This window comes from Kribbella sp. NPDC054772, from assembly GCF_053611945.1.
Genome location: NZ_JBSHBJ010000003.1, coordinates 395,690 through 409,388 on the forward strand (window position 1 = coordinate 395,690; position 13,699 = coordinate 409,388).

The window sequence follows — 13,699 nt, forward strand, 5'->3', positions numbered from 1 at the left end:
CCCGCGGCCCCCCCCCTGCCCCGCGGCTCCCCGCACCCCCGCCCCGCCCCCAACATCAACCAAACCTTGGGGGCCACCCCCCGGCGCGGCGGGGGCCCCCCCCCCCCCGCCCCGTCGACGCACGCGTACCGACCGGTTTCGGTCAGGGTGAGGTGTTGACAGTGATTGTTACCGGTAACAAGATGTTACCGGTAACAGCGAGGCTGCGCGCGGCGAATCAGCGTCCGTGGAGGCAGCGTCGCGCAGTTGTTTCCGCGCGGTTCGGGGGACCGCGGCGGGAACCTCTGTCTCTGCCGTTCGGCGAGGAAGGAAAGCCAATGCCCACACCAGGCGTAGGAAGCGGTCTGTCGCGTCGCCGATTGCTCGGTCTGGCCGCCGTGTCCGCCGGCGCCGCGTTCTCAGGTCCGGTGCTGACCGGTTGCAGCAAGGATTCAGCGGGAGCCGGCGGCAGTTCGGCGTCGCTGACGTTCATGAACCAGTCCCGCGGCCAGGCCAAGGCGCTCGACAAGCTGGTCGAGACCTATCAGCAGCAGACCGGCGTCCGGGTGACGATCGACAGCCCCGGGCCGACGAACTTCCCGGCGAAGCTGCAGGCGAAGTCGCAGTCCGGCGACATGCCCGACATCTACTCGACGCTGACGCTGCCGGAGATGCTCCCGTACTACAAGGCCGGCTGGGCGATGAACCTGCAGCCGAAGCTGACCGGCGAGTGGAAGGACAACTTCGCGCCGATCGCGCTGGACCTGACCACCGTGAAGGCCGGCACGGTCGCCGGACTGGAGGCCGGTATCTACTCCGCCCACTGGGAGATCCAGACCATGGGCTTGCTGCTGAACACGAAGACGTTCGAGGACGCCGGTGTCGATCCGAAGACTCCGCCGGCCACGACCGAGGCGTGGATCGAGCAATTGAAGAAGGTCTCCGCCAAGAGCGGCAACGGCGCGTTCCTGATGGCGGCGTCCTTGGCCGACCGGTTCCTGCTGAGCCATGCGTCCAACTGGCTGACCGACGCGGAGATCGACGCGACGCTGGCGGGCAAGGCGAGTTGGAAGGCTGACGGCTGGCGCAAGGGCCTGCAGTTGCTGGCGGAACTGCGGGACGCGGGAGTCATCGTCAACAAGACCCTGCCCGGCGGCAATGACGACAATCCGACGGTGGAGAAGGGTTTCTTCAACGTCCAGGACACCCCGGCGATCTTCGACGCGTCGGTCGCGATCGGTGTCGCGCGGGCGACCGCGCCGGACTTCACGGAGTACGTGTCGATGGGGATTCCGAAGGCGGCCGGCGCCACGCAGAAGCCGCGGGTGTACGGCGGGGTCGGCAAGGGTGCGTGCATCAACCCGAAGGGGAAGAACGTCGACGCGGCGGTGAAGTTCGTGCAGTGGCTGACCGAGCCCGAGCAGGCGAAGGTGTTCGTCGACATGGTCGGCCTGATCCCGGCGAACCCGAAGGTGACCGCCGCTGACCTGCCGCCGCAGGTGGCCGGCTTCGCGTCCCTGGTGAACGCGATCGAGATCACTCCGTCGCCGTTCAACACCGATGCCCGGACGGCGTTGATCAGCGGCGTACAGAGCCTGGTACTGAAGGAGAAGACCGTCGACCAGGTGCTCGGTGACATGGAGACGGCGCAGAAGAGGGCGAAGTGACCGTCCGTCCGCTCGAGGCGGCCGAACTGGCCCGAGCGCGCCCGAGAACCCGGCGTCGTGGTCCGCTCGCGCGGCGCCGGGAGTTGATGGCGTACGCCTTCCTCCTGCCGGCCGTACTGCTGCTGGGGATCTTCACCCTCGTACCGTTCGGGCAGGCCATCGTGCTGAGCTTCCAGCAGTGGGACGGCGTCAGTACGTCGGCACCGTTCGTGGGTCTGGTCAACTACACGTTCGTGCTGCACGACACGGTCTTCTGGTCGTCGATGCGCAACGTACTGATCTTCGGTGTCGTCGGCTTCGTCCTCGGCAACGCGCTGTCGCTGGGGATGGCGATCGCGGTGAACAAGGTCCGTCGCGGGAAGGCGTTCTTCCGTACGGCGTTCTACCTGCCCGGCGTGTTCTCGGTCGTGGTCATCGGCATGATGTTCTCCTGGCTGCTCGCCCCGAAGGCGGGGATCCTGAATCGTCTCCTCGGCTCCGTCGGAGCGTCCGGCCTGCAGCACAACTGGCTCGAGGATCCCGGTACGGCGTTGCCCGCGGTGGCGGCCGTGTTCCTCTGGTACCACTGGGGATTCGGCTTCATCCTCTACCTGGCCGGCCTTCAGGACGTGCCGGTGCAGCTGTACGAAGCGGCGAGCCTGGACGGTGCCCGCGCTTGGGCGAAGTTCCGGTACGTCACCTGGCCTGACCTCTTGCCCGTGACGGCGATCGTGTCGCTCCTGACACTGCTCGGGGCGTTACAGGTGTTCGGCACCGTGCAGGTACTGACGAACGGTGGCCCCGGCAACCACACGATGGTGCCGACGCTGCGGATCTACCAGGAGGCGTTCACGAACCAGCGCTTCGGATCGGCGGCGGCGATGTCGGTGATCTTCGGTGGTGCCCTGGTCCTGCTGGCGATGCTGCATCTCTGGCTGTCTCGGAGGCGGAAATGAAGAGTCTGGTCGGCAGGGGCGGCCTGTACGGGTTGCTGACGGTCGCCGCGATCGGGGCGCTGTTCCCGATGCTCTGGCTGCTGATCGGGTCGTTGCAGACGAGCAGTGAGCTGTACCGCGGCAAGCATCTGCTGCCGGCGAAACCGCAGTGGTCCAACTACGTGACGGCCTGGGCCGACGGTGATCTCGGCACCTATCTGCCCAACAGCGTGATCTACACGGTGTCGGCCGTCGCCGGGATCCTGCTCGTGTCGAGCATGGCCGGCTACGTGCTGGCCCGGATCGAGTTCCGGGGCAAGTCGGCCGTCACGTTCGGCCTGCTCGCGGTGATGATCATCCCGGCGCCGGCGTCGTTCATCGCGCAGTACAAGCTGATGGTCACGCTCGGGCTGACGAACAGCCGGATCGGCTACGTGCTGATCCTGATTGCCGCCGGCATCCCGATCTCCTCGTTGATCATGCGTGGCTTCTTCGCGAATCTGCCCAAGGACCTGGAGGAGGCGGCCGCGATCGACGGCAGTTCGTCGTTGAACACGTTCGCCCGGGTGATCCTGCCGCTGGCGCGCCCAGGTCTGATCGCGGTCGCGGTGATCCAGGGACTGTCGGTGTGGAACGAGTACCTGCTGGCGCTGGTGTTGTTCGACGACGACGCGTTGATGCCGGTGCAGCGTGGACTGATGAACTTCGTGTCGGCGGAGACACCGGTCCAGAACATCCTGCTGGCCGCGACCGCGATCTCGGTGCTGCCGGTGGTTGTGTTCTACGTCTTCGCGCAGCGGCAGGTCGTGCAAGGTATCAGCAGCGGAGCGGTCAAGTAGGCTGCCATGATCCGGAGGGAGGCGGGGAAGAGTTGAACGAGGTGCCGTCCGAGAAACGAGGTCCGGTGGTGCGGGCCACGCTCACCGACGTCGCCCGTGCGGCGGGGGTCTCCCGGCAGACGGCGTCCCGGGTCGCCCGTGGGGGCGAGAACGTGAACGCCCGGACGGCGGCTCGAGTTCGGCGCGTGATCAAGACTCTCGGCTATCGGCCGGACCCGATCGCCCGGGCGTTGACCTCGGGGCGCGGGCTCAGCGTCGGACTGCTCACCCATCAGCTGACCGACCGGCAGATGGGCCTGGGCGCGATCTCGATCATGATCGGTGTCGAACAGGCCGCTGCCGAGCTCGGCCTCGGCGTCAGCGTCGCCACGTTCGGGAACTTCGATCGAGCGACTGTTCAGGACGGCATCGACCGACTGGCCCGGGCCGGCTGTGACGGCGTGATCTTCATGGCCCCGTGGGACTCCGCCGCGAAGACCCTCCGGGGACTGGACACCTCGTTGCCGTTGCTGTCCACCAGTGAGGTTCCGGAGTACGACGGTCCTGCTGTCCATGCCGACGCGGCGCAGGCGGCCGGGGATGTCGTCGATCATCTGCTGTCGCTCGGGCACTCGACCGTCCACCATGTTGCCGGTCCGCTCAACTGGATCTCCAGCCAGCTCCGCCGAACCGGCTGGGAGCGCGCGCTGCGTCGGGCCGGCGCGGACCTGCCGGAACCGTTGGCCGGCGACTGGACCGCTGGATCCGGTTACGAGGCCGGTCGACGGCTTGCTCAGGACCCGTCCGTGACAGCGATCTTCGCGGCCAACGACGAGATGGCCCTCGGAGTCGTTTACGGACTGATCGAGTCCGGCCTGAGGGTTCCGGAAGATGTCAGCGTCGCGGGGTACGACGATGCGCCGGGTTCGGACTATTTCCGACCCCCGCTGACAACCGTCAGGGTCGACGACGCCGAGTACGGACGACAAGCCGTCGCGCAGCTCATGCTGCAAGTCAACGGCGAGACAGCAGCGCGGAGAACAGTCCTGCCGCATCAGCTGGTCATTCGCGCCAGCACAGCATCTCGCAAGACATCTGCGCGTCGACCTCGACGCTGACGGCAGCAGCATCTCCAGAACGCGACTCGGTCGATGGCGGCCGGGTCTTCGAAGCATGCCTGCGCACAGAGTGAGGAACACATGAGTCGAACCCCTGACCGGCTGCGGATCGACAGTGGTGGCGATCAGTTCACCGTGTCCGGGCGGACGCCGCGGCTCTCGTGGCGGGTGCCGTCCGAGCAAGCGGCGTACGAGCTCGATGCGACTGTTGACGGTACGCCGCTCGCCCGCGTTACCCGAACGTCGACAGCGCACCTCTTCGTCCCCTGGCCGTGGGCGCCGCTCCAGAGCTGCCAGCGTGTGACGTGGCGCGTCCGGGTGCGTGGCGACCGGGGCTTCTCGGGCTGGTCCGAGCCGAACGGGTTCGAGGTCGGACTCCTCGACGACGACTGGACCGCGCGCTGGGTTTCTCCGTTCGAGAGGGCCGACGAGGGGTACGGCAACCGGCCCGCCTACGCGTTGTCGACCCGCTTCGATCTGACGTCCGACGTGGCGTCCGCACGGCTTTACGCCACTGCGCTCGGCGTCTACGAGGCGTTCGTGAACGGGCGTCGTGCCGGTACCGCGGAGCTCACGCCCGGCTCGACGTCGTACGACCACACGCTCTACGCGCAGGCGATGGACGTCACGGACTCGCTGCGCCGAGGCGGCAACGAACTCGAGGTCCTGCTGTCCGACGGTTGGTATCGCGGCAAGACCGGCGGCTTCCGCCTGCCCTCCGGATGGGGTACGACGACCGCGGCCAAGCTGGAGCTCCACGTGTGGCACCGAGACGGCACGCGCTCCGTGATTCGCAGTGGCGAGGAGTGGACGAGCTCCCGATCGACAATCACCCGCGCCGACCTGATGGACGGTCAGTCGGTCGATCTCGTGGCCCGGTCCGGTCGACGTGACGCGGTCCTGGTCGACCGGGTCACCGCGCCCCGCATCGACTGGTCGCCCGCGCCACCGGTACGACGCATCGAGTCCCGCCCGCCCGCGTCGCTGCGGCAGGTCGACGCCGGGACCTGGGTCGCGGACTTCGGCCAGAACGCCTCGGGCTGGATCTCGCTCGGCGACCTCGGTCCGGCCGGCACCCGCACGGTCATCGACCACGGCGAATTCGTCGGACCGGACGGCGACCTGAGTACCGACCACCTCGACTCCGTGCTCCCAGGGCAGCTGTACGTGCCGTTCGTGCAACGCGATGAGGTCGTCTCTGCCGGTGCGGGGGAGGTCTTCGAGCCGCGACACACTGTCCATGGGTTCCAGTACGTCCGCTTGCGGCGAGACGGTGCCGCGATCGACCCAGCCAGTGTGACGATGCACGTGGTGCACTCGGATCTCACCCGGACCGCGACGTTCGAGTGCGGCAACGCTGACCTCAACCGTCTGCACGACGCGGCGGTCTGGAGCTTCCGTGGCAACGCGGTCGACGTACCCACCGACTGCCCGACGCGGGAGCGCCTCGGCTGGACCGGCGACTACCAAGTCTTCGCACCCGCTGCGGCGCGGCTGTACGACGTCCATGGATTCAGCCGGAAGTGGCTGCGCTCGGTCCGCGACGACCAACTGCCCGACGGCCGGATCGCGAACTTCTCGCCCGACGGCAGGCGTACCAAGCTGAACCTCGAAGACCGGTTGGCCAAGTCCACCGGATCGGCCGGGTGGGGCGACGCGATCGTCGCGGTACCGCTGGAGCTGTACGAGACGTACGGCGACCGCGAGGTGCTGGCCGAGAACTGGGATGCGATGGTGCGCTGGGTGGAGTGGGCACTCGACGCCGCCCGAGAGCATCGGCATCCGTCGCGCGCCCAGCGATCCGCCGTACCGCTGCCGCACGAGCGGTTCATCTGGGACGGTACGTATCACTGGGGAGAGTGGGCGGAGCCGAACATCGATCCGCCGCTGAGCGATCCGGCCGGGTGGGCGGCGTGGCACGAGTCCGACAAGGGCGAGGTCGGGACGGCGTACCTCTACCGATCCAGTGCCTCCCTCGCGCGGATCGCGGAGATCCTGGGCCGATCCTCCGAGGCTGCCCGGTACGCCGAGATCGCGGATCAGGTGCGCGACGCCTGGCGCACAGAGTTCCTCGACCGTTCCGGCCGGACGACCGGTGACACCCAGGCGGGCTACGTGCGCGCACTGGCGTTCGGCCTGGTGCCGCCGCAGTTGCACGAGGTCGCCGTACGCCGGCTCGCCGAGCTGATCCGGGCCGCGGGCAACCATCTCGGAACCGGCTTCCTGTCTACCGGCGAGCTACTGCCCGTGCTCGCGGACAACGGGTACGCCGATATCGCGTACGACCTGTTGTTCCAGCGGACATCCCCGTCCTGGTTGGGGATGCTGGACCGCGGCGCGACGACGATCTGGGAGGACTGGGACGGCGTCGACGACGAGGGGAACCCGCACGACTCCCTCAACCATTACAGCAAGGGCGCTGTCGTCCACTTCCTGCACACGCACGTACTCGGCTTACGGCAGGCCGCCGGATCGGTTGGGTGGGAGTCGTTCGTGGTCGCGCCGTTGCCACATCCCGACATCCCTTGGGCACGAGGTCGTTTCGAGAGCCCTCAGGGGACCATCGAGGTCGCGTGGCAGATCGAGAACGACAAGTTCCAGCTCACCGTCGACGTGCCGCCCGGTTCCACTGCAGACGTGGTCTTCCCGGATCGTGAGAAAGCAACTGTGTCGCCAGGGCACTTCAGCGTCGTGCGCCCTTTGTGCTGGTAAGGCGTTCGGGTTGTGGCTGGGCGTCGTTCGGGCGGCGTTCACCCGTGCTGGCTGGGATGGCGGGCATCCCGTCCGTCTGCGTAGGAGAGCTGCATGCACGATCATGATCACACCCACGAGCACGTCGATTTCGATGCGGCTGACCCCGCCGACGGTGCTGCGACCGGTCTTTCGCGCCGGCAGTTGATGAAGGTCGGCGGCGTCGGTGCGACGTTGGCCGCGGCGACGGCTCTTCCTGGTACGGCGTTCGCTGCGGAGGCGTCGTACGGGACCCAGCCCGGCGGGGCGGGTCGTGGCCGGACCTGGCGGGCGGGCGATCATCACATCCACTCGGAGTACTCCGGCCGGTTCGACACCACGAAGAACCCGCCGGTGTTCACCAAGGGCGCGGACGCGGTGTACCCGATCGTCACCAACGCGATCATGGCGAAGAGCTTCGGGCTGTCCTGGGTGATGTGCACCGACCACGGTGGTCCGACGCACTCCAAGGTGAACCTCGAGCTGGCGTACCCCGATCTGCTGAAGTCGCGTCGGCTGGTTCCCGAGGTTCTGCAGTTCTGGGGGATGGAGTTCGACGCGCCGGCGATGGACCATCACACGCTGATGATTCCGCGCCGCGACAACGAGGCGCAGCTGCTGTACGACCTGGAGTCGCGGTTCGCGAAGAACGATCCGTTCCTGGCCGACCCCTCGCGCGACACCGAGTCGAAGATGGTCGAGTTCCTCAACTACGCCAAGAACCTGAGCGCCAAGCCGCTGGTGATCGCCCACCACGCCGCACGGTCGGCGACCGGGCTGGGCGTCTGGGGTCAGGACACTCCGCACGAGTTCCGGAACAACCAGGACACCGCGCCGGACGTGTACGTCGGCTTCGAAGGCGCGCCGGGCCACCAGGCCGGGCCGTTGAACGGTGGGGCTCGTGGCGGCTACGGCAGCTACCCGACGCACGGCGGCTACGACCAGATGACCGCCATCGTCGGCGGCTTGTGGGACTCCTTGCTGGGGGAGGGCCGCAAGTGGTGGATCACCGCGACCTCGGACTCGCACGTGCACTGGACTCGTGGCGGTTCGGACTTCTGGCCGGGCGAGTACTCGAAGACCTACGTGAACGCCCGTCAGGACTACGCCGACGTCATGGACGGTCTGCGGACCGGGCGGATCTTCGTCACGACGGGGGATCTCGTCACCGGTCTCGACCTCGCCGCGGCGAACGGACGCCAGGTCGCCACTGTCGGGCAGCAGCTCACGGTGACGGATCGCCGTACCAACGACGTCACCGTCGAGCTCCGGTTCCGGCCGCTCGCCGGGCAGAACGCTAACGGGGACCGGCCCGAGGTCAACCGGGTCGACCTGATCGTCGGCGAGATCACCGGTCCGGTGTCCGACCGCGACGCTGCGACGAACCCGACGACCAAGGTGGTCGCCCGCTACGGCAAGAGCGACTTCCGCCGGGTCGGTGGCGAGTACGTCATCCGCCACACCCTGCGCGACGTCACCGCCAGCAGCTACCTCCGCGTCCGCGGCACCAGCACCGACGAGGCCGAGCCGGCCGCCGACGGCAAGGAAAGCCCGTGGGACGACCTGTGGTTCTACTCGAACCCGATCTTCGTCAAGGTCGGCTGAGGTCCACTCACTGATATCGCGGCCCCGGCCCCGGCTCCGGGGCCGCGGTATGCCGTCAGCAGCCGTCCGTGCAGGTCCCGTCGGTGCACCCGCAGGTGTTCTGGCCGGCGGTGGGGGCGCAGCAGCCCTTGCCCTGCCAGGCTTCGAGGCCTTCGCGGACGGCGACCGCGGCGATGACGAGGCCGGCGATCGGGTCGGCCCAGCTCCAGCCGAGGGTCGCGTTGAGCACGAGGCCGACGAGAAGCACCGCGGACAAGTAGGTGCACAGCAGCGTTTGGGTGCCGTCAGCAACCACCGCGTTCGAGCCAAGAGCCTTGCCGGTACGGCGTTGTGCCCAGGACAGGAACGGCATCACGACCAGCGAGGCGATCGCGAGGCCGATGCCGACGGGAGACGTTTCAGCGTGGCTACCGATGATGAGCGACCGCAGCGACTCGAAGGTCACGTACGCGGCCAAGCCGAAGAACGAGAACGCCAGCAGCCGCAGCGCCTGACGCTCGCGGGTCTCCGGCAGGCGATGGCGGAACTGCCACAGGATGATCAGACCGCTGGACACCTCCACGACCGAGTCCAGGCCGAAGCCGACCAGCGCGACCGAACCGGCGGCCGCACCGGCGGAGATGGCGACGATCGCCTCGACGACGTTGTAGGTGACCGATGCGCCGGCCAGCAACTGTGCCCGGCGGCTCAGCTTCCGTCGCTGTTCCGGGTCGGCGGTCCAGGTGCTCAGCGGCTCGATCTGAAGGTGGCCGGTCGGGTTCTGTGAGTCGCTCACGACTGGTCCTCCTGGGCGGCGATTCCGTAGACCGGGCAGAGCGCGACGGCATCACCGGTGAGCCCGAGGAGTTGCTCGGCAGAAGACAGCAGGTCCAGGGTGGCTTCCGGGTGCGTCAGCCGGAACAGCGACGCCCGGCCTTGCGGCCTGGAGTCCACCAACCCGCAGTCCCGAAGACAGGCCAGGTGTTTGGACACCGTCGACTGGGCCAGCCCGAGGTGCTCGGTCAGCTCCACCACCCGGTGCTCGCCGAGCGCCAGGTGTCGCACGATCGCGAGCCGCGACGCATCGCTGAATCCATGGAACAGACAGGCGGCCACCGACAGTGCCGCGGTCTCGTCGACGCGTGGTTCTTGATCTCTCGTTGGCATCGCCATATGGCGATGATATCGCTTGTGGCGTTGTTGGCTACGCTGGGCGCCACCATGGGCGGATCTGAAGTGCTGCGGCGGTGGATGCTGCGCGGGCTGGCGCTGGTTGCTGCGCTCGTCGCCGTCTCGGCGTTCCATAGTTCCGCGTCGGAGCCGGTGGACTCGCCGCTGGTGGTCGCGCAGGTCGTCGCGCCGGCTGCGTCCGATCTGGTCGGTCCGCTGCATGTGGACCTGAGCGAGGTCCCGTCGGCCGTTCCGGATGAGGACCATCACACGCATCTGTTCGTGGTGTTCATGCTCGGTGGGCTGCTGCTTGCCTTCGTCGCGCGGCCGTCGGTCGCGTATGCCATCGGTGACCTGTGGCGTCTGCCTGGCCGCTTGTTGGTGACTGATCCGCCGTGGGCGACAGCTCCTTCTCTGAATCGACTCTGCGTACTGCGGACGTGATCCGGCGTACGTCGTGAGTGGCAGCCCGACCGGGCTCGCCACCACTTCGCCGTACCGGAATCAGCCGCATTCAGAGGAGACCTATGTCCGTCGTACGAACCCTTGTCATGACCGCAGTGGCCGGCCTGTTGCTGGCCGGCTGCGGGGGAGACAACACGCCCGCAGCTCCGACGTCCAGCATGACCGCCACACCGCCGAGCGCCGTCGCGGCGTCCACTCCGACCGCTCCGGCGTCCACCCCGATCGCCAGAGCCTCGACGCCTGCTGTGAAGCCCACCGCTCCTGCCGCCGACGTGCTTGCGGAGGTGACGATCAAGGGCGGCAAGATCTCGGCGACCGGTGGAACGGTGGTGAAGGCCAAGGCCGGCCAGACCGTCCGCGTCGTCGCGACCAGCGACGTGGCGGACTCGCTGCACGTTCACGGGTATGACAAGACCCTCGAGCTGACGCCCGGCAAGACCGTGTCGCTGCAGTTCACGGCCGACGTCAAGGGATCGTTCGAGGTGGAGACGCACGAGAGCGGCAAGCTCGCGTTCCGCCTCCAGGTCTCGTGATCGGTCTCCATGGGATCGGCGGCCGCCAGGACTTACCGGTACCACTCGACCTCGCGGTCGGTGGCGCCGCGATCGCGATCACACTGTCCTTCGTCGTACTCGGGCTGGCCTGGCGCAGCCCGAGGTACCACGGCGCCGCAGCCGGCCGGGCGCTCCCGGCTGCGGTCGGCCGCACGATCGACGCGCGCTGGTTCCGGTGGGTCGTGCGGACCGTCGGTCTGGCGATCTTCGGGTACGCCGGTGTCGCGCTACTGTTCGGCGCAGACCGGCTGACCAACCCGATCTTCGGCTTCTTCTACATCCTGGTCTGGGTCGGACTGGTCCCGCTGTCGCTGGCCCTCGGCCCGATCTGGCGCACGCTGAACCCCCTGCGCACGCTGCATCTGCTGGCCTGCAGGGTGTTGCGCCAGGACCCGGATCGTGGCCTGTTCACGCTGTCCCCGCGCGTCGGTGTCTGGCCCGCGGCCGGCGGCATCCTGAGCTTCGCCTGGCTCGAGCTGGTCGCGCCGGATCGCGCGACGTTGGTCGTCGTCCAGGCCTGGCTCGCGCTGTACGTCGTGATCATGGGCTTCGGCGCGGTCCTGTTCGGCCGGTCGTGGTTCGCCGCGGCTGACCCGTTCGAGGCGTACGCGACCCTGATCGCGAAGCTCTCCCCGTGGGGCCGGCGCGACGGCGTCATCGTCGTACGCCGGCCGTTGGAGAACCTCGACAGCCTCACTCCACGCCCCGGCGTCGTGGCGTTGGTGTCGGCGTTGCTCGGCTCGACGGCGTACGACGGCTTCTCGAACTCGACGTTCTGGATCGCGTGGACGCAGAACTCGGGTCGCTCGATGACACTGCTCGGCACGCTCGCGCTGTTCGCGTTCGTCTTGTTCGTGCTGATCACGTACAGCAGCGCGACCGTGCTGGCCGGGCGGCTATCGGGCAGTTCACGGACGGCATTGCCTGGCCTGTTCGCGCACTCCGTGGTGCCGATCGTGATCGGGTACGTCGTGGCGCACTACTTCACGTTGTTGTGGCTCGAAGGCCAGCGCACGCTCATCCTGCTCAGCGACCCGTTGAGCAACGGCGCGAACGTTTTCGGCACCGGGCTGCTCGGTGTGAACAGCGACATCGTGAGCCTCTCGGGCGCGATCGCCACCATTCAGGTCGGCGCCGTCGTGGTTGGCCACCTGCTCGGCGTCGTCTCGGCCCACGACCGCGCGGTGGCTCTCTTCCCGCGTGCTCGCGCGCTCGCCGGGCAGCTCCCGCTGCTGATCGTCATGGTCGCCTACACCACCGGCGGCCTCCTCCTGCTCTTCTCCCAGTAAGGACCGAACATGAGTACCAACGCCAGGATCTCGATCGGAATCGCGGCCGCGTTCGCTGTCGTGGTCGCAGTACTACTTGCCGTCAGCAACCGCTCGGACGACGCCGGCAACGCGAGCATGACCGAGTCGTCGGATCAGCTGGTTCGCGCGGACAGTCATCGGCTCGGGACGGCGACGGACGGCAAGGTGACGTTCGTGGAGTTCCTCGACTTCGAGTGCGAGGCCTGCAGAGCGGCGTACCCGGTCGTGGAGAAGCTGCGCAAGGACTACGCCGGGAAGGTCACCTTCGTGGTGCGGTACTTCCCGATCCCGAGCCACTTCAACGCCGAACGCGCCGCGCGGGCCGTCGAGGCAGCGGCCGCGCAGGGCAAGTTCGAGGCGATGTACCAGAAGATGTACGAGACCCAGTCCGAGTGGGGCGAGCAGCAGGTGCCGGCGGACGCGCGCTTCCGCGGGTACGCCGAAGCGCTCGGGCTCGATGTGGCTGCGTGGGACAAGCTCTACAACGATCCCGCCACGCTCGAGCGGATCAAGAAGGACGTGGCCGACGGTCAGGCGCTCGGCGTCACCGGCACCCCGACGTTCTTCCTGAACGGCAAGAAGCTCGAGCCCGAGTCCGCCGACGACCTAACTGCAAGCATCGATGCCGCCCTCGAGTAACCGGATGTACGGAACGTCGGCGCGCGCCGGCTCGGCACGGGGTGCGCCGCGGTCGTTGGCCTGGCTGCTGCTGCTCGGTGGCGCGGCCGGGCTGGCCGCCGCGATCGTTCTCACCATCGAGAAAATGCAGCTGCTACGCGACCCGTCGTACGTGCCGTCCTGCAGCATCAACCCGGTCCTGTCGTGCGGCTCAGTGATGTCCACACCACAGGCCGAGGCGTTCGGCGTACCCAACCCACTCCTAGGCATCGCAGGCTTCGCGACCGTCACCACAATCGGCGCCGCCCTACTAGCCGGCGCCACCTTCGCACGCTGGTTTTGGACGGCCCTCCAGCTGGGCGTCACCTTCGGCGTCCTCTTCGTCCACTGGCTGATCTACCAAAGCCTCTACCAAATCGGCGCCCTCTGCCCGTACTGCCTGATCGTCTGGGCCGTAACGATCCCGATCTTCTACTACGTAACCCAGCACAACCTACGCAGGCTGACCTACCACGCCGTACTACTGACCTCCTGGTACGTCGCCATCCTCGCGCTGATCACCCAACGCTTCTGGCCCTACTGGACCACCCTCCTGTAGCGAGCACATCCAGAAAACGAACAGACCAGGTCACTCGCGTGACCTGGTCTCGTGGGAGTCACCCACAGGGCCGTGCAGATGCCGTAGAGGGGGGGGGGGGGGGGGGCGCCGCGCGCGGCCCGCGGCGGGGGGGGGGGGGGGGGCGCCCCCCCCCCCGCTAGGCGAGAGCGGCCG

At 67.9% G+C, this 13,699-nt stretch carries 13 protein-coding genes; 11 read left to right on the plus strand and 2 right to left on the minus strand.

Annotation, left to right across the window (positions count from 1 at the left end; all coding sequences use genetic code 11):
• Window positions 1–317 precede the first annotated feature (317 nt).
• From ACWGID_RS07410 to ACWGID_RS07435, 6 genes are all read left to right on the plus strand, one after another.
• A complete protein-coding gene (locus tag ACWGID_RS07410; protein ID WP_452195378.1) occupies window positions 318–1,646 on the plus strand; it encodes an ABC transporter substrate-binding protein in 1,329 nt (442 codons plus the stop codon).
• On the plus strand, window positions 1,643–2,581 hold the full coding sequence (locus tag ACWGID_RS07415; protein WP_452195380.1) for a carbohydrate ABC transporter permease: 939 nt from the start codon (window positions 1,643–1,645) through the stop codon (window positions 2,579–2,581). The genes ACWGID_RS07410 and ACWGID_RS07415 overlap by 4 nt, the downstream gene beginning before the upstream one ends.
• Entirely contained in the window at window positions 2,578–3,399 is an 822-nt protein-coding gene (locus tag ACWGID_RS07420; RefSeq protein ID WP_452195382.1) for a carbohydrate ABC transporter permease, read from the plus strand. The genes ACWGID_RS07415 and ACWGID_RS07420 overlap by 4 nt, the downstream gene beginning before the upstream one ends.
• 41 nt (window positions 3,400–3,440) lie before the next feature.
• Complete coding sequence (locus ACWGID_RS07425) at window positions 3,441–4,496, plus strand: LacI family DNA-binding transcriptional regulator (RefSeq protein ID WP_452195613.1); 1,056 nt, start codon at window positions 3,441–3,443, stop codon at window positions 4,494–4,496.
• Between the two features lie 81 nt (window positions 4,497–4,577).
• The gene (locus ACWGID_RS07430) at window positions 4,578–7,208 is read left to right on the plus strand and encodes a family 78 glycoside hydrolase catalytic domain (RefSeq protein ID WP_452195384.1); all 2,631 of its coding nucleotides are present in this window, start codon (window positions 4,578–4,580) and stop codon (window positions 7,206–7,208) included.
• 93 nt (window positions 7,209–7,301) lie between these two features.
• Complete coding sequence (locus ACWGID_RS07435) at window positions 7,302–8,831, plus strand: hypothetical protein (RefSeq protein WP_452195386.1); 1,530 nt, start codon at window positions 7,302–7,304, stop codon at window positions 8,829–8,831.
• 55 nt (window positions 8,832–8,886) lie between these two features.
• Here ACWGID_RS07435 and ACWGID_RS07440 read toward each other — a convergent pair whose 3' ends face one another.
• Both ACWGID_RS07440 and ACWGID_RS07445 read right to left on the minus strand, forming a co-directional pair.
• A complete protein-coding gene (locus ACWGID_RS07440; RefSeq protein WP_452195388.1) occupies window positions 8,887–9,606 on the minus strand; it encodes a cation diffusion facilitator family transporter in 720 nt (239 codons plus the stop codon).
• The gene (locus ACWGID_RS07445; RefSeq protein ID WP_452195390.1) at window positions 9,603–9,983 is read right to left on the minus strand and encodes an ArsR/SmtB family transcription factor; all 381 of its coding nucleotides are present in this window, start codon (window positions 9,981–9,983) and stop codon (window positions 9,603–9,605) included. Before ACWGID_RS07445 ends, ACWGID_RS07440 begins: the two co-directional genes overlap by 4 nt.
• Before the next feature lie 48 nt (window positions 9,984–10,031).
• Here ACWGID_RS07445 and ACWGID_RS07450 point away from each other — a divergent pair, with 48 nt between their 5' ends.
• From ACWGID_RS07450 to ACWGID_RS07470, 5 genes are all read left to right on the plus strand, one after another.
• A complete protein-coding gene (locus ACWGID_RS07450) occupies window positions 10,032–10,424 on the plus strand; it encodes a hypothetical protein (protein WP_452195392.1) in 393 nt (130 codons plus the stop codon).
• Between the two features lie 83 nt (window positions 10,425–10,507).
• Window positions 10,508–10,978: a cupredoxin domain-containing protein gene (locus ACWGID_RS07455; RefSeq protein ID WP_452195394.1), complete on the plus strand. Its 471-nt coding sequence runs from the start codon at window positions 10,508–10,510 to the stop codon at window positions 10,976–10,978.
• Window positions 10,975–12,288, plus strand: a complete 1,314-nt coding sequence (locus ACWGID_RS07460) for a hypothetical protein (RefSeq protein ID WP_452195396.1) — start codon at window positions 10,975–10,977, stop codon at window positions 12,286–12,288. Before ACWGID_RS07455 ends, ACWGID_RS07460 begins: the two co-directional genes overlap by 4 nt.
• A gap of 9 nt (window positions 12,289–12,297) precedes the next feature.
• Window positions 12,298–12,948 carry a DsbA family protein gene (locus tag ACWGID_RS07465; protein ID WP_452195398.1) on the plus strand — a complete coding sequence of 217 codons (651 nt, stop codon included), beginning with the start codon at window positions 12,298–12,300 and terminating at the stop codon, window positions 12,946–12,948.
• Window positions 12,949–12,952: 4 nt separating this feature from the next.
• On the plus strand, window positions 12,953–13,525 hold the full coding sequence (locus ACWGID_RS07470) for a vitamin K epoxide reductase family protein (protein ID WP_452195399.1): 573 nt from the start codon (window positions 12,953–12,955) through the stop codon (window positions 13,523–13,525).
• The last annotated feature ends 174 nt before the right edge of the window (window positions 13,526–13,699 follow it).